At 65.3% G+C, this 24,532-nt stretch carries 24 protein-coding genes; 8 read left to right on the plus strand and 16 right to left on the minus strand.

Annotated features, from left to right (window positions below; translation table 11 throughout):
* Positions 1-82: 82 nt before the first annotated feature.
* The 8 genes from era to hrcA all read right to left on the minus strand — a co-directional run bounded on the left by era (position 83) and on the right by hrcA (position 7,929).
* Positions 83-997, minus strand: a complete 915-nt coding sequence (gene era / locus R4P57_RS11660; RefSeq protein WP_317803016.1) for a GTPase Era — start codon at positions 995-997, stop codon at positions 83-85.
* A 17-nt stretch (positions 998-1,014) separates the two neighbouring features.
* Positions 1,015-2,337, minus strand: a complete 1,323-nt coding sequence (locus tag R4P57_RS11665) for a hemolysin family protein (RefSeq protein WP_317803017.1) — start codon at positions 2,335-2,337, stop codon at positions 1,015-1,017.
* Positions 2,338-2,377: 40 nt separating this feature from the next.
* Complete coding sequence (gene ybeY / locus R4P57_RS11670; protein ID WP_317803018.1) at positions 2,378-2,920, minus strand: rRNA maturation RNase YbeY; 543 nt, start codon at positions 2,918-2,920, stop codon at positions 2,378-2,380.
* Between the two features lie 43 nt (positions 2,921-2,963).
* Positions 2,964-4,007, minus strand: a complete 1,044-nt coding sequence (locus R4P57_RS11675; protein WP_317803019.1) for a PhoH family protein — start codon at positions 4,005-4,007, stop codon at positions 2,964-2,966.
* Between the two features lie 93 nt (positions 4,008-4,100).
* Positions 4,101-4,856: an alpha/beta hydrolase family protein gene (locus R4P57_RS11680; RefSeq protein WP_317803020.1), complete on the minus strand. Its 756-nt coding sequence runs from the start codon at positions 4,854-4,856 to the stop codon at positions 4,101-4,103.
* Positions 4,853-5,626: a 16S rRNA (uracil(1498)-N(3))-methyltransferase gene (locus R4P57_RS11685; RefSeq protein WP_317803021.1), complete on the minus strand. Its 774-nt coding sequence runs from the start codon at positions 5,624-5,626 to the stop codon at positions 4,853-4,855. The genes R4P57_RS11680 and R4P57_RS11685 overlap by 4 nt, the downstream gene beginning before the upstream one ends.
* 3 nt (positions 5,627-5,629) lie before the next feature.
* The gene (gene dnaJ, locus R4P57_RS11690) at positions 5,630-6,787 is read right to left on the minus strand and encodes a molecular chaperone DnaJ (RefSeq protein WP_094612783.1); all 1,158 of its coding nucleotides are present in this window, start codon (positions 6,785-6,787) and stop codon (positions 5,630-5,632) included.
* Between the two features lie 98 nt (positions 6,788-6,885).
* Positions 6,886-7,929, minus strand: a complete 1,044-nt coding sequence (gene hrcA / locus R4P57_RS11695; protein WP_317803023.1) for a heat-inducible transcriptional repressor HrcA — start codon at positions 7,927-7,929, stop codon at positions 6,886-6,888.
* A 133-nt stretch (positions 7,930-8,062) separates the two neighbouring features.
* On the opposite strand from hrcA, the gene R4P57_RS11700 reads away from it, so the two are divergent.
* Positions 8,063-8,368: a type II toxin-antitoxin system VapB family antitoxin gene (locus R4P57_RS11700; RefSeq protein ID WP_032379172.1), complete on the plus strand. Its 306-nt coding sequence runs from the start codon at positions 8,063-8,065 to the stop codon at positions 8,366-8,368.
* A 25-nt stretch (positions 8,369-8,393) separates the two neighbouring features.
* Here the strand turns inward: R4P57_RS11700 and hemW are convergent, their stop codons facing one another.
* Positions 8,394-9,605 (minus strand): radical SAM family heme chaperone HemW, encoded by a 1,212-nt coding sequence (gene hemW, locus R4P57_RS11705; protein ID WP_317803024.1) that lies wholly within the window; start codon positions 9,603-9,605, stop codon positions 8,394-8,396.
* Positions 9,606-9,962: 357 nt separating this feature from the next.
* Between hemW and R4P57_RS11710 the strand changes: the two genes are divergently transcribed.
* The 5 genes from R4P57_RS11710 to R4P57_RS11730 are packed head-to-tail and all read left to right on the plus strand — an operon-like array spanning position 9,963 to position 15,415.
* Positions 9,963-11,681, plus strand: coding sequence for a nitrite/sulfite reductase (locus tag R4P57_RS11710; protein WP_317803025.1), 1,719 nt, complete (start codon positions 9,963-9,965; stop codon positions 11,679-11,681).
* Positions 11,678-12,388 carry a phosphoadenylyl-sulfate reductase gene (locus R4P57_RS11715; RefSeq protein ID WP_317803026.1) on the plus strand — a complete coding sequence of 237 codons (711 nt, stop codon included), beginning with the start codon at positions 11,678-11,680 and terminating at the stop codon, positions 12,386-12,388. Before R4P57_RS11710 ends, R4P57_RS11715 begins: the two co-directional genes overlap by 4 nt.
* Positions 12,385-13,329: a sulfate adenylyltransferase subunit CysD gene (gene cysD / locus R4P57_RS11720; RefSeq protein ID WP_037193075.1), complete on the plus strand. Its 945-nt coding sequence runs from the start codon at positions 12,385-12,387 to the stop codon at positions 13,327-13,329. Before R4P57_RS11715 ends, cysD begins: the two co-directional genes overlap by 4 nt.
* A complete protein-coding gene (locus R4P57_RS11725; protein ID WP_094612786.1) occupies positions 13,329-14,633 on the plus strand; it encodes a sulfate adenylyltransferase subunit 1 in 1,305 nt (434 codons plus the stop codon). Before cysD ends, R4P57_RS11725 begins: the two co-directional genes overlap by 1 nt.
* On the plus strand, positions 14,630-15,415 hold the full coding sequence (locus tag R4P57_RS11730) for a sirohydrochlorin chelatase (RefSeq protein ID WP_317803027.1): 786 nt from the start codon (positions 14,630-14,632) through the stop codon (positions 15,413-15,415). Before R4P57_RS11725 ends, R4P57_RS11730 begins: the two co-directional genes overlap by 4 nt.
* Here R4P57_RS11730 and R4P57_RS11735 read toward each other — a convergent pair.
* From R4P57_RS11735 to R4P57_RS11755, 6 genes are all read right to left on the minus strand, one after another.
* The gene (locus R4P57_RS11735) at positions 15,375-16,430 is read right to left on the minus strand and encodes a sulfate/molybdate ABC transporter ATP-binding protein (RefSeq protein ID WP_317803028.1); all 1,056 of its coding nucleotides are present in this window, start codon (positions 16,428-16,430) and stop codon (positions 15,375-15,377) included. The two genes, R4P57_RS11730 and R4P57_RS11735, sit on opposite strands and share 41 nt — an antisense overlap.
* Positions 16,427-17,230 (minus strand): sulfate ABC transporter permease subunit CysW, encoded by an 804-nt coding sequence (gene cysW, locus R4P57_RS11740; RefSeq protein ID WP_317803029.1) that lies wholly within the window; start codon positions 17,228-17,230, stop codon positions 16,427-16,429. The genes R4P57_RS11735 and cysW overlap by 4 nt, the downstream gene beginning before the upstream one ends.
* On the minus strand, positions 17,227-18,120 hold the full coding sequence (gene cysT / locus R4P57_RS11745) for a sulfate ABC transporter permease subunit CysT (protein WP_317803030.1): 894 nt from the start codon (positions 18,118-18,120) through the stop codon (positions 17,227-17,229). The genes cysW and cysT overlap by 4 nt, the downstream gene beginning before the upstream one ends.
* Before the next feature lie 6 nt (positions 18,121-18,126).
* Complete coding sequence (locus R4P57_RS11750) at positions 18,127-19,149, minus strand: sulfate ABC transporter substrate-binding protein (protein WP_317803031.1); 1,023 nt, start codon at positions 19,147-19,149, stop codon at positions 18,127-18,129.
* 200 nt (positions 19,150-19,349) lie between these two features.
* Positions 19,350-19,439 (minus strand): Ms4533A family Cys-rich leader peptide, encoded by a 90-nt coding sequence (locus R4P57_RS26815; RefSeq protein ID WP_310180897.1) that lies wholly within the window; start codon positions 19,437-19,439, stop codon positions 19,350-19,352.
* 140 nt (positions 19,440-19,579) lie between these two features.
* Positions 19,580-19,813, minus strand: coding sequence for a hypothetical protein (locus tag R4P57_RS11755; protein ID WP_094612791.1), 234 nt, complete (start codon positions 19,811-19,813; stop codon positions 19,580-19,582).
* A gap of 93 nt (positions 19,814-19,906) precedes the next feature.
* Between R4P57_RS11755 and R4P57_RS11760 the strand changes: the two genes are divergently transcribed.
* Positions 19,907-21,952 carry a glycoside hydrolase family 15 protein gene (locus R4P57_RS11760; RefSeq protein WP_317803032.1) on the plus strand — a complete coding sequence of 682 codons (2,046 nt, stop codon included), beginning with the start codon at positions 19,907-19,909 and terminating at the stop codon, positions 21,950-21,952.
* Between the two features lie 10 nt (positions 21,953-21,962).
* Here R4P57_RS11760 and R4P57_RS11765 read toward each other — a convergent pair whose 3' ends face one another.
* On the minus strand, positions 21,963-22,970 hold the full coding sequence (locus tag R4P57_RS11765; protein ID WP_317803033.1) for a nitronate monooxygenase: 1,008 nt from the start codon (positions 22,968-22,970) through the stop codon (positions 21,963-21,965).
* 165 nt (positions 22,971-23,135) lie between these two features.
* Between R4P57_RS11765 and R4P57_RS11770 the strand changes: the two genes are divergently transcribed.
* Positions 23,136-24,455 carry an HNH endonuclease signature motif containing protein gene (locus R4P57_RS11770; RefSeq protein WP_317803034.1) on the plus strand — a complete coding sequence of 440 codons (1,320 nt, stop codon included), beginning with the start codon at positions 23,136-23,138 and terminating at the stop codon, positions 24,453-24,455.
* The last annotated feature ends 77 nt before the right edge of the window (positions 24,456-24,532 follow it).

Consider the following 24,532-nt stretch of genomic DNA (forward strand, 5'->3'; position numbering starts at 1 on the left):
AACTCCAGTGAACAGCACGACGCTTTCGATCGTGTTAAACCGAGGTTGCAACCGCGCTCACGGATGTGCGATCACAGTGACGTCAGAAGCCGAGCTTGCCCATCTGCTTCGGGTCGGTCTGCCAGTCCTTTGCGATTTTGACGTGCAGGTCCAGGTAGATCCGGGTGCCGAGCAGCTTCTCGATCTGCAGTCGCGACGCCGTGCCGACCTCTTTGAGTCGCGAACCGCCCTTGCCGATGATGATCGCCTTCTGGCTCGATCGCTCCACGTACATGATGGCGTGGACATCGAGCATGTTGTCGTGTCCCTCCCGGGGGGTGATCTCGTCGATGACGACGGCCAGCGAGTGAGGCAGCTCGTCGCGGACGCCTTCGAGCGCGGCCTCACGGATGAGTTCGGCCATGAGGATTTCCTCGGGCTCGTCGGTCAGCTCGCCGTCGGGGTAGAACGCCGGGCCCGGGGGGAGCTCAGAGGCCAACAGGTCGACGAGCTTCTCGATCTGCTCGCCCGATTCGGCCGACACCGGGATGACGTGCGAATTTTCACCTAGCAGCTTCGACAGCGACATCAGCTGCTGTACGACGCGTTCCTTCTTGACCTTGTCGATCTTGGTCACGATTCCGATGAGCGTCGTCTTGGGCGCGATGTGCCGCACCTGTTCGAGGATCCACCGGTCGCCGGGCCCGATCTTCTCGTCCGCGGGGATGCAGAGTCCGATGACGTCGACCTCGGAGTAGGTGTCCTGCACCAGGTCGTTGAGGCGTTGACCCAGTAGCGTTCTCGGTCGGTGCAGGCCCGGGGTGTCGACCAGGATCAGCTGGGCGTGCTCCCGGTGCACGATGCCGCGAATGGTGTGCCGCGTCGTTTGGGGACGCGAGGACGTGATGGCGATCTTCGATCCCACCAACGCATTGGTCAGCGTGGATTTGCCGGTGTTGGGTCGGCCTACGAAACAGACGAATCCGGATCGGAACTCACCGTTGTTCTGCTCGGACACAAGAGCACCTCCAGATTTCAGTGTTGACGAGTGACGTCCGACGAGTCGTCGTCCTCGGTGGTTTCTTCGTCGGGTTCGAGCTTCTCGACCAGGACCGTGGCGATGCGGACGCGGCCCTTGGGGTCGGCTCCACCTTCTCCGCGCAGCAGGAGTCCGTGGGTGATCACCTGCGAACCGGGCAACGGTACTCGGCCGAGTTCGTACCCGAGGAGTCCGCCGACGGTGTCGACTTCCTCGGATTCGATGTCGATGCCGAAGATCTCGCCGAGGTCCTCGAGCGGCACCCGCGAGGACAGTCGATACCGTCCGTCGTCGAGTTCCTCGATGGGCGCAACCTCGTCGGAGTCGTATTCGTCGGCGATCTCGCCGACGATTTCCTCGATCACGTCCTCGATGGTCACCAGCCCTGCGATGCCCCCGTACTCGTCGACGAGCAGGGCCATGTGGTTGCGATCGCGCTGCATCTCGGCGAGCAGACTGTCGAGTGCCTTTGAGTCGGGAACGAAGACGGCCGGACGCATCAGTTCGGACACTTGCACTCCGCGACCGCCGTCGGTGGAGTAATACGTCTGTTGCACAAGATCTTTGAGGTAGACGACACCCACGACGTCGTCCACGTTCTCGCCGATCACCGGGATGCGCGAGTGGCCGCTGCGCACGGCCAACGAGGTGGCCTGTCCTGCTGATTTGTCGGACTCGATCCACACCATCTCGGGGCGCGGGACCATGACCTCACGGGCGGAGGTGTCACCCAGCTCGAACACCGATTGGATCATCCGCCGTTCGTCGTCGGCCACGACGCCGCGCTCGCGGGCCATGTCCACCAGTTCTCGGAGTTCGATCTCGGAGGCGAAGGGGCCGTTGCGAAATCCCTTACCAGGAGTGATCGCGTTACCGATGAGGATGAGCAGTCTGCTGATCGGTCCGAGAAGCCACCCGAGTGCACGCAACGGCAACGCGGCCGCCAACGCGATCGAGTACGCGTTCTGCCGACCGAGGGTTCGAGGACCGACACCGATCACGACGTAACTGACCAACACCATGGCCACCGCGCTGATCACCAATGCCGTGGTGGAGTCGATCAACTGCGTCAGGCCACCCGCGAGCAACACTGTGCCGCCGATTTCGCACAGAATGCGCAGCAGCACCATCAGATTGACGTACCGCGGGCGGTCTCCGACCACCACGACGAGGCCGGTGGCACCGGGGCGCTCGTCCTTGACCATGTCCTCGATTCGCGCCCGCGAGACCGTGTTCAGCGCAGAATCGACGGCAGCGAACAGGCCCCCGAGAGGCACGAGAAGGACAGCGAACACGATGAGCGCAACAGCACTGCTCACGCCCTAGGACCCCACACTTCCACCTGTTCGACGACGCAGATCATCGATCGAGTCCGTCGACGAGACCGGCCTTGCCGAGGAGCCGGGCATCGCGGGCGGCCTGTTCGGCGGCCTGCTCCGCGCGCCTGGCGTCTTCGTACCACTCGGCCAGCAGCCGGTTCTGCAGCTCGAACATTTCCTTCTCTTCGTCCGGCTCCGCGTGGTCGTAGCCGAGCAGGTGCAGTACACCGTGCACGGTCAGCAACGCCAGCTCGTGCTCGAGCGAATGCCCTGCTGCAGCAGCCTGATCCGCGGCGAACGACGGGCACAGCACGATGTCGCCGAGCATCGCCGGTCCGGGCTCGGGCGCATCGGGACGACCGCCCGGCTCGAGCTCGTCCATCGGAAACGACATCACGTCGGTGGGGCCGGGCAGATCCATCCACCGCATGTGCAGATCTGCCATCGTGGCCGAATCCACCAGCACCATCGACAGTTCCGCGGCGGGATGCACGTCCATGCCGGCGATCGCGAACCGTGCGACCGAGACCAGCTCGGGTTCGGAGATGTCCATCCCCGACTCGTTGGACACTTCGATACTCATCTAGCCACTACCCACGCTCTCGTTGCTGCTCTGTCTACCTGAATCATCTTCTCGCCGAACGCGGTCCACCGGTCCGGCGTTGCGCGCGGTTGGGAATCACGCCTTCCGATGCCGACTCGAACCGCTCGTACGCGTCGACGATCTCCGAGACCAATCGGTGTCGCACCACGTCGCTGCTGGTGAGCTGCGCGAAGTGGATGTCGTCGACGTCGGTGAGGATCTCCGACGCCGCACGCAGCCCGGATCGCGCGCCACCCGGAAGGTCGACCTGGGTCACGTCGCCGGTGACGACGATCTTCGACCCGAATCCGAGTCGCGTCAAAAACATCTTCATCTGCTCGGCGGTGGTGTTCTGTGCCTCGTCGAGAATGATGAATGCGTCGTTGAGCGTGCGGCCACGCATGTAGGCGAGCGGGGCGACTTCGATGACGCCTGCCTGCATCAGCTTGGGAATCGCTTCGTCGTCCATCATGTCGTGCAACGCATCGTGCAACGGCCGCAGGTACGGGTCGATCTTCTCGTGCAGCGTTCCGGGCAGGAATCCCAGCCGCTCCCCCGCCTCGACTGCCGGACGCGTCAGGATGATGCGGCTGACCTGCTTGGTCTGCAATGCCTGCACGGCCTTCGCCATTGCCAGGTAGGTCTTGCCTGTGCCTGCGGGGCCGATACCGAACACGATGGTGTTGGCGTCGATCGCATCCACGTACCGCTTCTGGTTCAGCGTCTTGGGCCGGATCGTCTTGCCGCGGCGCGAGAGGATGTCCAGACTCAGCACCTCGGCCGGCGAATCGGCGACGCCCTCGGTGAGCATGGCGATCGATCGGCGCACCGCATCGGGAGTCAGTGGCTGAGCGCGCTTGGCCAGCGCGGCCAGTTCGGAAATCACCCGTTCGGCCAGCGCCACATCGGCCACTTTTCCGGTGAGCGTCACGGCGTTTCCTCGTACGTGGATATCTGCCGTCAGCATCTGCTCGAGCGCCCGCAGGTTCTCGTCGGACTGTCCCAGCAGTGGCATCACTGCTTCGGGGGCGAGTTCCAAGGTGGACCGAACGTCACGCTCGGCGGGAAATTCGCTGTGTTCACTCACGTGGTGGCTATGGCCTGCTCTCTGGTGTCGGCTTGTCTGACGTGCACTTGGTATGGATCGAGTTTAACGCCGCAACAACGATGCGCATTCCCATTACTCGCTGGTGGCACCGATCACGGCGTCGAGCGAGAGCGCCCAGCACCGGGAATCGGGATTCAGGAAAGCGAAGTGGTCTTCCCCCGGCACGATCGTCAGCCGCGCGTCGTCTCCGGCTGCGCGCGCCAGCGCGACGTACCGTTCGCTCTGCGCCGCCGGGACCTGGATGTCCTCTGATCCGTGCAGGGCGATCGTCGGGATGCCGATGGGCGCGCGGGCCGCGGGTGAGGCCGAGCGGTACAGGTCGGGATCGTCCTCGTACCGGGCCTGCAACAGCGCCTCGACCGCCGGGTTGGTGCGTGTCGACGCACCTCGAGGTTCGAGATCGAGAACGCCGGCCTGCGAGACGATGCGCGACGGGCGGACCTTCGTGCCGGTCTCGCCGCCGAGCCACACTGCCAGGTGCCCTCCTGCCGAGTGCCCGATGACGCGTACGTCGTCGACACCGACCGGGGCGTGCTGCTGCAGTTCCCCGGCGACCACGTCGAGTGCCGCGGTCACATCGGACTGCATCTGCGTCCAATGCCCGCCTGCGCCGACGCGTCGATATTCGATGTTCCACGCCACCGCACCGGCTCCCGCAACGGCGCGGGCGAACTGGGTGCCCAGATTGGACCCGTACTGTCCGCTCCAGAAACCACCGTGCACCACCACGACCACCGGCGTCCGGTGATCCATCGGCTCGGCCGGCAGATAGAGGTGGCCGAACTGCTCCGGGTGATCGCCGTACTCGATCTTGATCCGCGCGCTCATGCGTTCTGGAAGTCGGGCGGTAGTTGGGCCCACCGCGAGGTCAGGACGCCCAGCGCGCCGAGAGCCACAGCTCCTGCCGTCGAGGTCCGCAGCACCGTCGGCCCCAGCACCACCGGGGTCGCGCCCGCCTCGGTCAGGGCGGTGATCTCCCTGTCGTCGAGCCCGCCCTCGGGTCCGACGACGATCGCGACCTCGGGAACCGAGTCGAACGGCAGGTCCCGGAACGCCGAGGTGGCTGCCTCGTGCAGCACGGCGACGATTCCGCCGCGCTCCACGACGCCGCGCACGAAGGCGTTGACCTCCCGCGAATCATGTAGCTCGGAGACCTCGGGGATGAATGCCCGACGCGACTGCTTGGCTGCTTCCGCCGCGGTGCTACGCCACTTCGCGACGCCCTTGGATGCCTTCGGGCCCTCCCACCGTGCGACGCATCGCGCGGACTGCCATGGCACGACAGCATCGACGCCTGCCTCGGTGGCCAGCTCGACGGCGAGTTCCGATCGGTCCGCCTTCGGCAATGCCTGCACGAGCGTCACGACCGGAGTGGGACGCGGCATCTCGCTGCGCGACTGCACGGTCAGTTCCAGTCGGTTCTTCTCCGCTGCGGCGACGATCGCGTCGGCCACGCCGCCTGCACCGTCACCGAGTAGCACCCGCTCGCCGACGCGGATGCGTCGTACCGTCGCGGCGTGGTGCCCTTCCTTGCCGTCGAGCACCGCGAGCTCGCCGACGTTCGGCAGGGGCGAGAGGTAGAAGACCGTGGGGGCCATCGATCAGCGACCGCTGAATGCTTCCCGCAACCGCGAGAACAGTCCGCCGCTGTGCGCCGAACCGGTGGTGACGACCTCCGCCGAGTCGCGGTCGCGCATCGACCTGAGCTGTTCGAGCAGATGGGTCTGCTTACTGTCGAGCTTGGTCGGCACGATGACCTCGAGGTGCGCGTGCAGATCGCCGCGAATGCCGGACCGCAGCTTGGGCATACCGTGGCCACGCAGCACCGTCGTCGAATTCGGTTGTGTGCCTTGCTCGATCGAGATCTCGGTTGGCCCGTCGATGATGGCGTCGATGTTGACCGAGGTGCCGAGTGCGGCGTCGACCATCGGGACGCGGACCGTGCAGTGCAAATCGTCACCGTCGCGCACGAACACCTCGTGCTGCTGTTCGACGATCTCCACGTACAGGTCTCCCGCGGGTCCACCTCCTGGACCGACCTCGCCCTGAGAGGCCAGTCGGATCCGCATGCCGTTGCTCACGCCGACCGGCACCTTGACCGAGATGTCGCGACGCGACCGGACGCGACCGTCGCCGCCACACTTGCGGCAGGGGTCGGGGATGGTCTCGCCTGCACCGCGGCAGGTGGGGCACGGGCGGCTGGTCATGACCTGGCCGAGGAACGAGCGCTGCACCGACTGCACTTCACCGGCGCCGCCGCAGGTGTCGCAGCGAACCGGCTTGGAGTCGCCGTTGGTGCCCGAGCCCGTGCACAGGTCGCAGAGAATCGCCGTGTCGACGGTGATGTGCTTGGTCACGCCCGTGGCGCACTCGTCGAGGGTGAGCTTGGTGCGCAGCAGCGAGTCCGCTCCCGGCTGCACGCGGCCCTTGGGCCCGCGCTGTGATCCGCCCGCGCCGCCGCCGAAGAAGGCCTCGAACACATCTCCCAGGCCGCCGCCGAATCCGGCTCCGCCGAATCCCCCACCGCCGCCTCCGCCGCCCTGCTGCAGCGGGTCGCCGCCGAGGTCGACGATGCGACGCTTCTCCGGATCGGAGAGCACCTCGTATGCGGTGGAGATGTCCTTGAACCGAGCCTGCGCAGCCTCGTCCGGGTTGACGTCCGGGTGCAGCTCTCGCGCCAGCTTGCGGTAGGCGCGCTTGATCTCCTGGTCCGTCGCCTGCTGGCCGACGCCCAAAGTCCCGTAATAATCCCGTGCCACGTCGTCTCTTTCGTCCTAGAAGATGAATCTCGTTCGATGAAGCTGTGTGCCTGCCACCCGTGCCCCCGCGGCAAGCATTCGATCGGTTCTCACTCGTCTCAGCGCTCGGCCAGGACCTCTCCGATGTACCTGGCAACCGCGGCGACCGACGCAATTGTTCCTGGGTAGTCCATTCGGGTCGGCCCGAGAACACCCATTCCTCCGAGGACCATGCCAGCCGACCCGTACCCGGTGGAAATCACCGATGTCCCGCGCATCTCCGCGACCTGCGTCTCCTCGCCGATCCGCACCGTGACGGTGCGGGTGTCCTGTGTCACGGCGAGGAGCTTGAGGACGACCACTTGCTCTTCCAACGCCTCGAGTACCGCCCTGAGCGATCCGGGAAACCCCGCGTCGCCGGCAAAATCCGCGGCGTTGCGCGTCAGGTTCGCCGTCCCGCCGAGAACCAGGCGTTCCTCGGGGTGCTCGACGAGCGATTCCACCAGCACCGTTGCCGATCGAATCATCGCGTCGCGCAGCGCGGGCGGAGCGTTCTCAGCGAGTTCGGCCACCGCAGCCGACGCCGCCGCCAGCCGCTTGCCCTCCAGCGCACTACCGAGAAGACGCCGCAGTCGAGCCAGATTCTCGTCGTCGATCACGTCACCGAGTTCGACGATGCGCTGATCGACTCGCCCGGAGTCGGTGATGAGCACCAGCAGCAGCCGGGCCGGAGTGAGCGCCACCACTTCCAGGTGGCGAACCGAGGACGCCGACAGCGTGGGGTACTGCACCACGGCGACCTGACGGGTCAACTGAGCCAGCAACCGGACGCCGCGTCGCAACACGTCGTCCAGGTCGACGCCGTTCTCGAGGAACTCCAGGATGGCGCGGCGTTCGGCCGCGGAGAGCGGCTTGACGTCCGCTATCCGATCGACGAACTGCCGATAGCCCTTGTCGGTCGGCACCCGACCGGAACTGGTGTGCGGCTGGGCGATGTAGCCCTCGGCCTCGAGCACGGCCATGTCGTTGCGCACCGTTGCACTGGACACTCCCAGGTTGTGGCGCTCGACCAGGGCACGTGAACCGACGGGTTCCTGGGTGGACACGTAGTCCGCCACGATCGCTCGTAGAACCTCGAACCGCCTGTCGTCGGTGCTCGACATCGGTGCCCACCTCCGTTCTCGTTTCCAATCGTCGCTCGAGTCTAGTAGCCGGCGAACGCATGCTCGTGCAAGGCCTTACTGTGGTCCGAGTGGAAACTGTCTTTCGATTCGATCCAGCGGCCACGGGCTCGCGATGATCTTCAAAGGTGTACGTGACGGAAAGCCGTACCCCGAGCACGGTCTGTCCATCAGAGACTGGTCGAGAATCCCGCCACGCCAGCTCCGTCTGGACGAGATCGTCACCACTACCAAGGTGCTCGAACTGGACAGGTTGCTGTCCGAGGACTCCACCTTCTACGGCGATCTGTTCCCCCACGCGGTGCAGTTCCGTGGTGTCATCTATCTCGAGGACGGCCTGCATCGCGCCGTGCGTGCGGCTCTGCGCAATCGAACGGTGTTGCACGCCAGGGTGTTCGACTACGACGCCCTGAGTGCCTGAAAGCCCGGAGCCTGAGACGGATCGTTCAGGCTGCTGCGATGGTGCGCACCACCGCGTCGGCGAGCAATCGGCCCCGGTCGGTGAGCACGAGTCGTTCCCCGCGCTGCACCATCAACCCGTCCGCGACGGTCTGCTCGGCAGCGGCCCGCTCGGCCGGCCCCAGCAGAGTCGTCGGCACCCCCGAGCGGAGCCGCACGGTCAACATCAGCTCTTCCAGATGTCGATCCTCTGCGCTGAGAAGTTCGCTGCCCATGACCGGTAGGTGTCCCGCGGCGAGGCGATCGGCGTACGCGGCCGGGTGCTTGACGTTCCAGAACCGCGTGCCGCCGATGTGACTGTGCGCACCGGGTCCCGCGCCCCACCAGTCGCCGCCGTCCCAGTAGCCGATGTTGTGGCGGCATTGCGCTGCGGCGTCGGTGGCCCAGTTCGACACCTCGTACCAGGACATGCCTGCGGCGTTCAATGCCGTGTCGATGCGTTCGTATCGGCTCGCCAGCACGTCGTCATCGGGTGCCGGCAGCTCACCGCGGCGGACCTTACGGGCCATGGCGGTGCCGTCCTCGACGATCAGTGCGTAGGCCGAGACGTGGTCGACACCGGCGTCGAGCACAGCGGCGAGGGACTGATCCAGGTCACCGTCGCGTTCGCCCGGGGTGCCGTAGATGAGGTCGAGATTGACGTGCTCGAATCCTGCCGCACGAGCTTCCTTGGCCGCGGCGACCGCGCGACCCGGCGTGTGCGTGCGATCGAGCACGGCCAGCACATGTGGTGCGGCGGACTGCATTCCGAGCGAGATGCGGGTGAAGCCCGAGTCGCGGAGCCGGTCGAAGAATTCCGGCGACGTCGATTCCGGGTTGGATTCCGTGGTCACCTCGCCGCCGTCGGTCAGGCCGAAACTGGACCGCACCGCACCCAGGACGTCGGCCAGACCGTCGCCCCCGAGCAGTGACGGCGTGCCGCCGCCGACGAACACGGTGTCTGCCGTCGGAACGCAACCCGTGCCGGCCTGGATCAGCTCCGCGGCGGTGTCCAACTCACGGCGCAGGCCCTCCAACCAGGACTGCGGCGACGCCGATGTGCCCAGTTCTCCCGCCGTGTAGGTGTTGAAGTCGCAGTACCCACACCGCGTGGCGCAGAACGGAACGTGCACGTAGATCCCGAACGCGCGGTCCCCCACCCCGTCGAATGCTTCGACCGGCAGCTCGAAGGTGGACGGGACAGGTACGACGGTATTCACGCCCTCCAGTGTCCCAGAGTTCGCGATCGCTCCAGCCCACCGTTCGCCACCATCGCTGCGACGGCCCTGCCAGCCTATTTACCCCGAAATCTGGGTAAATAGCCGCCGCGGTCGTCCGTCGCCCCGATGACGTGGCACAATGGTTCCCGTGACCGACTCAGGAATTCGACTCGTGGCGCGCCGCCATGTCGATCTCGGCCGTGTCTGCAGCGCGTCGTGTCGACACACGACCGGCTGCTGACCAGCCCTCCTTCGAGCACGTCCATTCGATCCACCGGCTTCCCGCTGTCGTCGAGAGCGCAATTGTCTGCGCTTTCCTCCCGGGTTCCGGCCAGCACAAAGATGCAGGAGCAATGCATGTCGTCGACCAGCGACGCGACCACCGACGCTGCCTCCGCTACACCACGGGAGCGCACGCCGCGGCCGACCAAGCGTCGAGCCGAGGGGCAGTGGGCACTGGGGTACCGGGAGCCACTGAACGCCAACGAGCAGTCCAAGAAGGACGACAACCCGCTCAACGTGCGAGCCCGCATCGAGAACATCTACTCCAAGCAGGGGTTCGACAGCATCGACAAGGGCGATCTCCGTGGCCGCTTCCGCTGGTGGGGCCTCTACACCCAGCGTGAACAGGGCTACGACGGCACGTTCACCGGTGACGACAACATCGACCTGCTCGAGGCCAAGTACTTCATGATGCGCATCCGCTGCGACGCGGGCGCACTGAACCTGGAGCAGCTGCGCGTCCTCGCCGGCATCTCCCAGGAGTTCGGTCGCGACACCGCCGACCTCTCCGATCGGGAGAACGTGCAGTTCCACTGGGTCGAGGTCGAGAACGTCCCCGAGATCTGGCGTCGAATCGAAGCGGTCGGTCTGAAGACCACCGAGGCGTGCGGCGACTGCCCACGTGTGGTGCTCGGTTCCCCGCTCGCGGGCGAGGCCGTCGACGAAATTCTCGACCCCACCTCCGCCATCGACGAGATCGTCGAGCGCTACATCGGCAAGCCCGAGTACTCCAATCTGCCGCGCAAGTTCAAGACGGCGATCTCGGGCCTGCAGGACGTGGTGCACGAGATCAACGACTGCGCATTCGTCGGCGTCGTACATCCCGAGCACGGGCCCGGACTCGACCTGTGGGTCGGCGGCGGCCTGTCCACCAACCCCATGCTCGCGCAGCGAGTCGGCGTCTGGGTTCCGCTCGAGGACGTTCCCGACGTGTGGGAAAGCGTTGTCTCGATCTTCCGTGACTACGGCTACCGCCGGCTTCGCACCAAGGCGCGCCTGAAGTTCCTCATCAAGGACTGGGGCATCGAGAAGTTCCGTCAGGTCCTCGAGGACGAGTACCTGCACCGCAAGCTCATCGACGGCCCGGCTCCCGAGAAGCCCGCTCGGCCCCGCGATCACGTCGGGATCCAGAAGCTCAAGAACGGCCTCAACGCCGTCGGCGTGGCACCCATCGCGGGCCGCGTCTCCGGCACCATCCTCGCCGCCGTCGCCGACGCTGCCGAGAAGGCCGGGTCGGATCGCGTGCGATTCACGCCGTACCAGAAGCTGATCGTCCTCGACGTTCCGGACGAGACGCTCGAGCAGCTGATCTCCGATCTCGATGCGTTGGGCTTACCTGCCCGACCCTCGCACTGGCGCAAGAACCTGATGGCGTGCAGCGGCATCGAGTTCTGCAAGCTCTCGTTCGCCGAAACCCGCAAGCGTTCACAGGTTCTCGTACCGGAACTCGAAGAGCGCCTGTCAGACATCAACAGCAAGCTCGACGTGCCGATCACGATCAACATCAACGGCTGCCCCAACTCGTGCGCACGGTCGCAGATCGCCGACATCGGCTTCAAGGGCCTTCTGGTCGACGACGGAGCCGGGAATCAGATCGAGGGTTTCCAGGTTCATCTCGGAGGCAGCCTCGGACTCGACAGTGCGTTCGGCCGAAAGTTGCGCCAGCACAAGGTCAACAGCTCCGAGCTGGGAGATTACATCGACAGAGTGGTGCGCAATTTCGACAAGCACCGCGAGGACGGCGAACGGTTCGCTCAATGGGCCGTGCGAGCAGACGAGGCGGATTTGCGATGAGTACCAGGCTGAATTTGACGGTAGAGGAATCGAAGGACATCGCCGAGCGCGGTGCCCGCGAACTCGACGGTGCGAGCCCACTGGAGCTGCTGCAGTGGACCGAGGACAACTTCGGTAACGACTTCATCGTGGCGTCCAACATGCAGGACGGGGTTCTCGTTCACCTCGCTGCACAGGTCCATCCCGGCGTGGACGTGTTGTTCCTCGACACCGGCTACCACTTCGCCGAGACCATCGGTACGCGCGACGCCGTCGAGGCGGTCTACGGCGTGCACGTCGTCAACGCTCGCGCCGAGAAGACTGTCGCAGAACAGGATTCGATCGACGGTAAGGACCTGTTCGCACGCGAGCCCAACCGCTGCTGCGCGATGCGCAAGGTCGCACCGCTGAAGAAGGAACTGGCGAACTACAGCGCCTGGGTCACCGGCATCCGGCGGGTCGAAGCACCCACCCGTGCCAACGCCCCGCTCATTTCGTTCGACGACGCCTTCGGCCTGGTCAAGATCAACCCGATCGCACCGTGGTCCGACGAGCAGATGCAGGCCTACATCGACGAACATTCGATTCTGGTCAATCCCCTCGTCGACGAGGGCTATCCGTCCATCGGGTGCGCACCGTGCACCGTCAAACCCGCCCCCGGAGCCGACCCGCGTAGCGGTCGTTGGGCCGGCAAGGCCAAGACCGAATGTGGGTTGCACGCCTCATGACACTCGACCTCACCTCGGCCACCGTCGGTCGAACCCATCTCGATGCAGATCGGTTCGACACCCTCGACGCACTCGAATCCGAGGCCATCCACATCTTCCGCGAGGTGGCGGGCGAGTTCGAGCGCCCCGTCATCCTGTTCTCCGGCGGCAAGGACTCGACAGTTCTGCTGCACCTGGCGATCAAGGCGTTCTGGCCTGCTCCCCTGCCGTTCGCGCTGCTCCACGTCGATACAGGACACAACCTGCAGGAGGTGCTGGACTTCCGCGATCACGTGGTCGCCAAGTACAACCTGCGCCTGCACGTGGCCAGCGTCGAGGAGTACCTCGCCGACGGACGCCTCACCGAGCGCCCCGACGGCATCCGCAACCCGCTGCAGACCGTGCCCCTCCTCGACGCGATCTCCGAGAATCGGTTCGACGCCGTCTTCGGCGGTGCCCGACGCGACGAGGAACGCGCCCGTGCGAAGGAGCGAATCTTCTCGCTGCGCAACGCGTTCGGCCAGTGGGAGCCCAAGAAGCAGCGCCCCGAACTGTGGAACCTGTACAACGGCAAGCATTCCCCCGGCGAGCAGGTGCGGGTGTTCCCGCTCAGCAACTTCACCGAACTCGACATCTGGCGCTACATCGCCCGCGACGACGTGGAACTGGCGAGCATCTACTACGCCCACCAGCGCCCCGTCTACCAGCGCGACGGCATGTGGATGACGCCCGGAGTGTGGGGCGGACCGGCAGAGAACGAAGAGCTGCAGACCCTCTCGGTGCGATACCGCACCGTCGGCGACGGATCCACCACCGGTGCCGTGCTGTCCGAGGCCGCCGACAACCAGGCAATCCTCGCCGAGGTAGCGGCGTCACGACTGACCGAACGCGGAGCCACCCGCGGCGACGACCGCGTCTCCGAGGCTGCCATGGAAGATCGCAAACGAGAAGGATACTTCTGATGAGCAGCACAGGAACGCAGCTTCTTCGCCTCGCCACCGCAGGTAGCGTCGACGACGGCAAGTCCACCCTCGTCGGACGGCTGTTGTACGACACCAAATCCGTTCTGGCAGACCAGATCGATGCCGTCACTCGGGCTTCGGTGGACAAGGGACTGGCCACACCGGACCTGTCCCTGCTGGTCGACGGCCTACGCGCCGAGCGTGAACAGGGCATCACCATCGACGTCGCATACCGCTACTTCGCGACGCCGCACCGCTCGTTCGTGCTGGCCGACACCCCCGGCCACGTGCAGTACACCCGCAACACCGTCTCCGGTGCGTCGACGGCTCAGCTCGTCATCCTGCTGGTCGACGCCCGCAAGGGTGTCATCACTCAGACCCGCAGGCACGCAGCGGTTCTCGCTCTGCTCGGCGTTCCGCGCCTGGTACTCGCGGTCAACAAGATCGATCTGGTCGAGGACCCCGCAACAGTGTTCGCCGAGATCTCGGCCGAGTTCAACTCGCTGACCTCCTCCCTCGGCTGGTCCAGCGAGGACGTCATCGAGATCCCGGTGTCCGCACTGCACGGCGACAACGTCGCGGTGAAGTCCGACAAGACCCCGTACTACGACGGTCCCACCCTCATCGAGCACCTCGAGTCGGTCCCGGTCGACGCCGAACCGCACCGGGTCGGTCTGCGATTCCCCGTGCAGTACGTGATCCGGCCCCGCACAGCGGAATTCCCGGACTATCGCGGATATGCCGGCCAGGTCGCGGCGGGCTCCGTCGACGTCGGCGACGAGGTCGTCATCCTGCCCTCCGGCACCCGAACGACAGTCGAGCGCATCGACACCGCCGACGGCGAATTGCGTACGGCTCATGCCGGACGCAGCGTCACCCTCGTCCTCGCCGACGATGTCGACGTCTCCCGCGGCGACACCATCGCCTCCCCGCAGGACGCACCCGAGCCGATCGGCGACTTCGAGGCCACTGTGTGCTGGCTCGCCGAGAAGCCGCTTCGCCCGGGCGCTCGCCTGTTGCTCAAGCACGGCACTCGCACCACCCAGGCCATCGTCGGGACACTGATCGAACGGTTCGACGAGCAGGAGCTCACCGCGCAAGAAGGCCCGGAGTCGTTGGAGCTCAACGAAATCGGCCGAATTTCCGTGCGCGTCGCCGAGCCCATCGTGGCAGACGACTACGCCGTCAACCGGCACACGGGCAGCTTCCTGCTGATCGATCCGGCCGGTGGCAACACGTTGGCTGCCGGACTCGTGGGCAACGCTCTGGCTGCCGTCGAGCTGGGGTCGGCAGTTCCGGCGTGAGCGCACTGATCGCGGTTGCCCACGGCAGCCGTGACCCGCGCTCGAGCGCCACGATTCACTGCGCCGTCGACGCTCTGCGTCGGCGGCGGCCGGATCTGGACGTCCGCGTCGCGTTTCTCGATCTTTCCGAGCCCGGCGTCGATCAGGTGGTCGACGACCTCGCCGGTGCGGGACACGAGCGCATCGTCGCCGTTCCGATTTTGCTGGGCAGAGCCTTTCACGCGAAAGTCGATCTGCCAGAGCTGTTGCACGCAGCGAGGACGCGACACCCGCACGTATCGATCGAGCAGGCCGACGTTCTGGGAGACGACCGACTCCTCCTCGAGGCAGTCCGCGACCGCATCGCCGATACCGGTGTCGCAGTGTCCGACTCGACGGTGGGCATCGCCCTGGCAGCCGTCGGATCCTCGGTGGCACCGGCGAATCAGCGCACCCGAGTGATCGCGCAGAAACTGCTCGCCGGAACTGGCTGGGCCGGCGCCGTGACCTGCTTCGCGACATCGGTCTCCCCGTCCCCCACCGATGCAATCGCACAGCTGCGCGCATTGGGAGCCGGCCGCATCGTCGTTGCACCCTGGTTCCTGGCCCCGGGACTGCTCACCGACAGGATAGAAGCTTCGGTGGCAGGCCTACCGAACGTGGTGCATGCCAAGGTCATCGGAGCACATCCGGCGCTGGCAGATCTGGTGTCGCGGCGCTACGACTCCGCAGTCGCACGAGCCGTTGCGACACCGGACCGGCTCAGCGAGCCGGTGCACCAGCAATCGCGTCGGCATCGCTAGCGTCTGCAATTTTCGGCACCCGAGTCGCTCGCGCGTACACCGTCTCGCCCTCGCGAAGACCGAGAGCCTCACTGTCACCGCGGGTGATCTGCGCCGCGAACAGTTCACCGGTGGCCGCATTCTTCAATTCGACCTTCACCTCGAATCCGAGGTGCACCACCCGCTCGACGACGGCCCGCGTCACACCTGCCGATTCGGCCGTCCCGCTGGCCTGAGCCTGCGCCAACGACGGATCGCGCCCGACGCGAATATCGTGCGGGCGCACCAGAAGTCCGTTCAGTTTCGCGACCTGGCCCAGGAACGACATCACGAAGTTGTTGGCCGGACGGTCGTACAGGTCCTCCGGGCTGCCGACCTGCTCGATGCGGCCCTTGTTGAGCACCGCGATCCTATCCGCAACGTCGAGCGCTTCCTCCTGATCATGCGTCACCAGCACAGTCGTGACGTGGACCTCGTCGTGCAGTCGACGCAGCCACGTACGGAGATCGGCACGCACCTTCGCATCGAGGGCACCGAAGGGCTCGTCGAGCAGCAGCACCTGCGGGTCGACGGCGAGGGCGCGAGCCAACGCCATGCGCTGGCGCTGTCCACCGGACAGCTGCGCCGGGTAGCGGCTCTGGAAGCCGGCCAGCCCGACGATTTCGAGCAGCTCGTCGACCTTCTTGGCGATCTCGGCCTTGGGCCGCTTGCGAATCTGCAGGCCGAAAGCAACGTTGTCGCGCACGGTGAGGTGCTTGAACGCAGCGTAGTGCTGGAAGACGAATCCGATCTCACGGCGCTGCGGGCTGACCCACGTGACGTCCTGGCCTGCGAGCACCACCCGGCCGGAATCGAGTTGTTCGAGCCCGGCGATGGAGCGCAGCAGAGTCGACTTGCCCGAGCCACTGGGCCCGAGGAGCGCCGTCAACGATCCCTTGGGAATGTCGATGCTGACATTGTCGAGCGCGGCGAAGTCGCCGTAATGCTTGTTGCCGCCAACGACGGAGATCTCGATCTCGGGGGATGTCTCGGTCATTGTTTCGTCCTCTTCTTGTCGAGGGCAGTCATCAACAGCAGCACGATGACGGCGATCGCCATGAGCAGTGTGGACGCGGCGTACGCGCCCTGTTGATTGAAGTCCTCGTATCGTGAATTGACCAGCAGCGTCAGCGTCTGGGAGATGCCGGGCAGGTTGGTCGAGACCATGATGACGGCACCGAACTCGCCGAGCGAGCGCGCGACGGTGAGTACGACGCCGTAGGTCAGGCCCCATCGGATCGCCGGCAGCGTGATGCGCCAGAACGTCTGCCACGACGACGCGCCCAGCGTCGAGGCCGCCTCCTCCTGCTCCTCACCGATTTCGTACAGCACCGGTTCGACCTCGCGCACGACGAACGGGAGGGTGACGAAGATCGTGGCGATGACCATGCCGGGGAGCGCGAAAATGACCTTGAAGCCGAGGCTTTCGACGCCACCGAACCAGCCGTTGGCTCCCCACAGCAGGATCAGCGCGACGCCGGTGATGATCGGCGACACGGCGAACGGCAGATCGACAACGGCTTCGAGTACGCCCTTGCCGCGGAACCGTCCCCGCACGAGCGCCAAGGCAGTGATGACGCCGAATACGATGTTGATCGGAACCACTATCGCGACGATCAGCAAAGACAACTGCAAGGCCGATTGGGCTGCAGGCGTGGTGATCTGCTCGAAGAACGTGACCACGCCGTCCTCGAAGGTGCGATACAGAATTGCCCCGAGTGGGAACAGCACCAGAACAGCGAGGTACACGAGCGCGATGGTGCGCAGCGTCAACTTGACGGGCAGCCCGATCTTCACGAGATCTGCTCCTCACGTCGGGCCAGGCGATTGCCCACCACGCGCAGTACGAACAGCACCGCGAACGCGATCGCCAGCAGCACCACGGAGATCGCCGCGGCATCGGTCGGCCGGTCGTATTCGATGAGTTCTCGGATGTACTGCGACGCCACCTGGGTGTCGTTCGGGATGTTGCCACCGATGAGCACCACCGACCCGAACTCGCCGATCGCGCGGGCGAACGCAAGGCCGCCGCCCGACAGCACGGCAGGTAACAGAACCGGCAGAACGATGCGCCGGAAGATGGTCCAGTTGTTCGCGCCGAGCGACGCGGCGGCTTCCTCGACGTCCTTGTCCAGCTCGATCAGCACCGGTTGCACCGCACGCACCACGAACGGCAACGTGACGAACAGCAGCGCGACGATGACCGCAGGCTTGGTTGCGTTGAACACCAACCCGATCGGACTGGCCGGTCCGTAGAGAGACAGCAACACCAGGCTGGCCACGATGGTCGGCAACGCGAACGGCAGATCGATCAGGGCGTTGACGAATCGCTTACCCGGGAACTCGTCCCGCACCAGGACCCACGCGATGAGGGTGCCCAGGAAAAGATTGATCACCGCCGCCGCAACAGAGACCAGGAGTGTGACCTTGAACGTGGCCAATGCACGCGGCACGGTGACCGCATCCCAGAAGCCGGCCAGACCGTCGTCGAACGACTGAACCGTCAACGCTGCCAACGGAAGCAGCACGATAACGCTGAGCCACAGCACGGCGACTCCGAGACCGAGCGGCCCCACGGATCCCGGACCCCTGAACTTTCGGCCCTCCCGCCCGGCACGAAACCGTGGTCTCGTGCCGGGCGAGACGGTCGAACCCGCAGCTGCGGATTCGGTGGTCGAAGATGACATCGATCTCTACCGAGTACTTTCCTGATAGATCGTCGTGATCGCACCGTTGTCGCCGAACAGATCGGCGTCCACCTGGGTCCAGCCACCGAGATCATCGACGGTGTAAAGCTTTTCGGGGGTGAAGAACTTGTCGGAGTACTCCGACGCGATGTCCGGGTTCGTCGGTCGGAAGCCCGCTTCCGCCCAGATCTTCTGGCCCTCGTCGGTGTAGATGAAATCGTTCAGCGCATTGGCGCGATCGAGATTGGCGCTGTCGTTGATCACAGCCACGGGATTGTCGATACGGAAGGTGACGGGAACGTCGACGTGCTCCACGTTCTGTCCCTGTTCTTCGATCAGGAGTGCTTCGTTCTCGTAGCTGAGCAACGCATCGCCCTGGCCCTGCAGGAAGGCTTCGGTTGCGGCGCGGCCGGATTCGGGCTGAACCGGGAAGTGATCGGCGACGAGTGTGCGAACGAAGTCGAGACCGGCCTGCTTGTCCTGGCCGCCGTTGCTCTTCGCCGCGTAGGGGGCGAGCAGGTTCCACTTGGCCGAGCCCGAGCTGAGCGGGCTGGGGCTGATGACCTGAACGTCGGGCTTGATCAAATCGTCCCAGGTACGGATGTTCTTGGGGTTGCCCTCGCGTACGACGATGGTCACCACCGAGCCGAACGGCACTCCGCCGTAAGCATTCTGATTCCAGTCCTCGTCGACCTTGCCTGCCTGCACCAGACGGGTGATGTCGGGTTCGACCGAGAAGTTGACGATATCGGCGGGTGCGCCGTCGGCCACCTTGCGAGACTGATTGCCCGATGCGCCGTAGTCGGCATTGATCGCCGTGCCCTCGCCGTCTTCGGTGGCTGCGAACGCCGGACCGATTGCGTCCCAACCGTTCTTGGGCACGGCGTAACCTACGAGAGTCAATGCGGGACCGCTGGCGGTGTCCGGCTCACCGCCGACGACGTCACTCGATCCACCGCCGCATGCGGTGAGTAGAAGGGTTCCCACGGCCGCGAACGTGGTCAGCAGGTAGCGAGAGCTATGCCTCATCGAGAAAAGGCCTTTCATGATGGTGTGCAGTGAGTGCGAGCTGGGCAGAGTCGACATTCCCGAAGTCGAACCGGAGCACCGTGGCCGCGTGTCATCGCGAGATCACCGTGAGCGGCAGAAAGTACGTCGTGAACCGCCCGACCGCGAGAAGTAGGCGCGTGGGCAACGGATCGACGGAACCGATTCGACGAAGGAAAGAATCAACAACAGTCGATATCGGCGACTGCAAGCATGCCGACAGCAATCAACGCCAACTGATGGCGGACGCGGTACTCGGCGGCAGAAGACACGGTCAGAAATCTAGCAGAGGATCTGGACGGACTCTAATTGGGCAGACAGGTGCTGCGTGGTCGCTACCGCGTGAGCAACCATGCGATGACAACCAGCACCAAGAGCGCGATGAGCGCCAGCGTGACCCGAGACCGTGGCATTACTGTCCATCCTTCGTCGTAGTGGTGGCCGCACCCGTCAGCTCCGCGTCGCGAGCAGCCCGTGCATCACGCCCGAGCAGGTGCAGAACCACCGCGAGCACGCGATCGAACACGCGTGCCAGCAGGAACGCGGTAGGCACGATGACCAGCAGCACGACTACCGACTGTGGCACGAACGGCAAACCCGTCACCCACAGTTCGACGCCGTCCCACCAGCGTGCGATCGATTCCACCCTCGCAGCTTAAACCAGCTCGTTCCTCTCTCACGCCACGCCGACCGACGACCAGCAGTGGACGCATGCCGGGTATCGGTCGATGATTACGCCATGACGGCATACGAAGATGTTTCGCCAGTGCCCCCGGTGGCCGACGAGCCCCCCATGGGGTCGGGGCATCCAGGCTTGGGCGGGGTCGAGGTTCAGGGAGCGTTGGGCAGCACCGACGCACCGGTGTCTACCCTGACGTCCTATCGAAGTGCCTTTCCGCCGATCGACGACTACGCGTTCCTCTCGGACTGCGAGACGACCTGCCTGATCGCTCGAAACGGATCGGTCGAGTGGATGTGCGTGCCTCGTCCGGACTCCCCCAGCATCTTCGGAGCGATTCTCGATCGCAGCGCGGGCCATTTCCGTGTCGGGCCGTACGGTCAATCGGTGCCCGCGGCACGGCGGTATCTGCCCGGTGGCCTGATCGTCGAAACGACGTGGCAGACCGAAACCGGTTGGCTCGTGGTCCGCGACGCACTCGTCATGGGACCGTGGCACAACACCGATCAACGCTCTCGCACCCACAAGCGCGCACCGAGCGACTGGGACGCCGAACACATCCTGCTGCGCACCATCAAGTGCGTCAGCGGCACAGTCGAACTCGAGATGAGCTGCGAGCCGGCCTTCGACTACCACCGCGCGCCTGCGAAGTGGGAGTACACCGGCAAGGTGTACGAGGAAACCACCGCCACCTGCGAGGCTAGCGCGGGCGGTGATCAGCCCACGTTGAAGCTGACCACCAACCTCCGCATCGGCATCGAAGGACGCGAAGCCCGCGCCCGCACCCGAATGACGGAGGGCGACAACGTGTTCGTCGCTCTGTCGTGGTCGGATCTGCCTGCGCCGCAAACGTTCGAGGAAGCCGCGGACAAGATGTGGCGCACGTCCGAATGCTGGCGGCAGTGGATCACGATCGGCCGGTTCCCCGATCACCCGTGGCGGGGCTACCTGCAGCGCAGTGCTCTGACACTCAAGGGTCTGACCTACTCCCCCACCGGTGCGCTGCTGGCGGCGTCGACCACCTCACTTCCGGAAACTCCTGGTGGAGAACGCAACTGGGACTATCGCTACACGTGGGTACGTGACTCGACGTTCGCACTGTGGGGCCTCTACACACTCGGACTCGACCGTGAGGCCAACGACTTCTTCGCGTTCATGTCCGATGTGGCGACTACGGCGAACGGCGAGGTCAATCCGCTACAGGTCATGTACGGCATCGGCGGCGAAAAGACGCTCGACGAGAGCGAGCTGCCGCACCTGTCCGGATACGACGGCGCACGTCCGGTGCGTATCGGCAACGGAGCCTACGACCAAGAGCAGCACGACATCTGGGGCACGATGCTCGACTCGGTGTATCTGCATGTCAAGTCGCGCGAGCATGTCCCCGAATTCCTGTGGCCCCTGCTCAAACGACAGGTGGAGGAGGCGATCGCCAACTGGCGCAAGCCCGATCGCGGCATCTGGGAGGTGCGCGGTGAACCGCAGCACTTCACCTCCTCGAAGCTCATGTGCTGGGTTGCGCTCGACCGCGGCGCCAAGCTAGCCGACATCCATGGCGAGAAGGAGTATTCGGCCAAGTGGAACGAGATCGCCGACGAGATCAAGGCGGACATTCTCGAGAACGGCACCGATTCTCGGGGTGTCCTCACTCAGCGCTACGGTGACCCGTCGCTGGATGCGTCACTGCTGCTAGCACCGCTGCTTCGATTCCTGCCTGCCGAGGACGAACGCATCCGTGCGACGGTGCTCGCCATCGCCGACGAGCTGACCGAGGACGGCCTGGTCCTGCGCTACCGAACCGACACCACCGACGACGGTCTGGCGGGCGAGGAAGGGACGTTCACGATCTGCTCCTTCTGGCTCGTATCGGCGCTGGTCGAGATCGGCGAGCTCCCTCGCGCCAAGCACCTCTGCGAGCGTCTGTTGGGGTACGCGAGCCCACTCAAGCTCTACGCCGAGGAAATCGACCACCGCACCGGCCGTCACCTCGGCAACTTCCCGCAGGCTTTCACCCACCTCGCACTCATCAACGCGGTGGTTCACGTCATCCGCGCCGAGGAAGCTCAGGTGTCGGGGCACTTCCAGCCGGCGCACGCCAACCCCTGAACGGAAAGGTTCAGCGGCCGAGCTGCCTCGCCCATTCGGTGATCAGCTCGGCCGCGGGCTTCGCCTGCACGCGGCGATAGCCGGTACCGGCCCACATCGACAGTCCCGACGGATCGCCTGCCGCCGCGGCCTTCGCCCGCATCGGCGCGGTCAGGTAGTGCAGATCGGGATACGCCAGCGGTGCCGCTTCGGAGTTCTCACGCATGAACTCGTTCACCAGCCCTCGCGCAGGGCGGCCGGAGAACGCCTTGGTCACCGCAGTGTCAGGAGCGACCGTCAGTTGCTCTCGGTGCACCGGCTTGGTGCCGGCCTCGGGTGTGTTCAGAAACGCCGTACCGAGCTGCGCGGCGTGCGCGGCGCCCGAATCCAGCAGTGGCGCAATGTCGTTGCCATCCATCAGGCCGCCCGCGGCGATTCGCGGTAGATCCGATATCTCGCGCACTGCGATCAGCAGTTCGGTCAGCGGCTCGTCGGGGGCCGAGCCGTCGAAGGTGCCTCGATGACCGCCCGCTTCGGGTCCCTGCACCACGAGCGCGTCCACACCGTTTGCGGTGGCCACCGATGCGTCCGACGCGGTGGCGACGGTGGCCCACACCTCGGTTCCCACGGCGTGCAACTGGGCAACCTCGTCTGCGTCGAACGTCGCGAACGTACTCGACACCAGCGGTACCGGGTGCGCGAGCAGCCAGGCGAACTTCTCGGCGTAGAAGTCGTCACGTCGCACCAGCTCTCCCGGCTCTGCGTCGAAACGCTCGAACCAGGACGCCAGGTGCTCGGCATAGGACTCCACATCCGCACCCGATGGCTCCTCCGGCAGGAAGAGATTGACGCCGAACAGCAGACCGCGCACCGAGTCGATCTGCGCCGCAAAGGCTTCGGGCGTCAACAGCGCACCGGCGATCATGCCGAGCCCACCCGCCTCCGACACCGCGCGGGCGAGTTCGGGAGTACTCGGGCCGCCTGCCATCGGCGCACCGACAACGGGAACACGCAACTGCTTCAGAATCGGCGTCGTCACAGGTTCGAAATGTACTCGCCCGCCGCGGCCTCGTCCGTCGTACCCGACCTGCGGCCGCTACCACACGCCACCGACGAGTTCTTTTTCGCGAATAGTTAAGCAGGGCAATAGTTTTCGATTGCACTAACGTTGCCAATCGAACGCACGTTCGATACACTTGGTCCCATGACCGCAGCGATCTGGCAACTGAGCGAGAATGAACTCCTCGCCGACGCTGCTGCGGTCTCCCACAAAATCCAGCTGTTGGAAGCCCGGCGGATCGCCCTCGTCGGCGAGATCGACACCCGCGTCTCCCGGGAGAAGCTGGGCTTCCCCGGTCCCGCCGGCTGGCTGACCTCCACCACCCTGCTCTCTCCCAGCAGGGCGAACAAGATCGTCACCCTCGGCCGCGGCATGAAGAACTTCCCCGACATCGCCGACGCCGTCAACACCGGCGTGATGACCATCGACCACGCAGCCCTGATCCTCACTTTCGCCGAAACACCCCCGAAGAACCTGCCGCAAGCCGGGCAGGACATCGCCCGTAAAGCCATGATCACCGCCGCGACCGGACCCCAAGCACGCACCGGCCGCATCCGCGAAGCGATCACCAAACTCAACGACAGATTCGGCGGCAACAAACCACCTCCAGAGGACACCGACCGCAACGAATTCTTCGCCTCCAAGACCTTGAACGGCCGGTTGGTACTCAAAGGAGACTTCGATGCGATCACCGGAGAAAAACTCCTCACCGCACTCTCACCCCTGACCGAACCCCGCCCCGCCGCCGACGGCACCCAAGACGACCGCAGCCCCGCCAGGCGCCGAGCCGACGCCTTCGGACACATCCTCGACCAATACCTCGCCTCCAGTAACCGCCCCACCGAAGGCGGTGAACGACCCCACCTGAACCTGCACATCAGCCTCCGCGATCTCACCGACCTCCGCGACAGTGCCGACGCCGACGACATCACCGACGACGAGAACACTCGCACTGCAGACGAATCCGATGATGACAACCACCCCTCCACGGATCGCGGCGCATACAGGGACCTGCTCGGCGACGGCACCACCGTCGGATGGCTCCCCTGGATGGGACCGCTCTCCCGCAACACCTCCCGCCAGTTGGCCTGCGACTGTGTCCTCACTGCCATCGTCATGGACGAGAACGGCAACCCGTTGAACCTCGCTCGCACCGCCCGCACCGTCACCGCCAAACAACGCAAAGCCCTCACCGCCCGCGATCACGCATGCGCATTCCCCGGCTGCGGAAAACCCGCCGCCTGGACCGAAGGACACCACATCTGGCACTGGGGCGACGGCGGCCCCACCGACATGAACAACCTCGTCCTGCTCTGCGGATTCCACCACCGCCTCATGCACCACTCGGACTGGGAAGTGTTCATCGGCACCGATGGCCACCCCTGGTTCATCCCACCGGCAACCGTCAACCCCTATCGACAACCCAGGCCATCCCACGCCCGAGCAGGCCCCCACATCGCCTGAGCCCCAACAAAAACTCCAGCCCCGCACCGAAACACCGGTGCGGGGCTGGACGAGGTTGGAGCGGCAGAGCGTCGGTG

The sequence above is a fragment of the Rhodococcus sp. IEGM 1330 genome (genome assembly GCF_033142445.1).
In the GTDB taxonomy this organism is placed as follows: Bacteria; Actinomycetota; Actinomycetes; order Mycobacteriales; family Mycobacteriaceae; genus Rhodococcoides.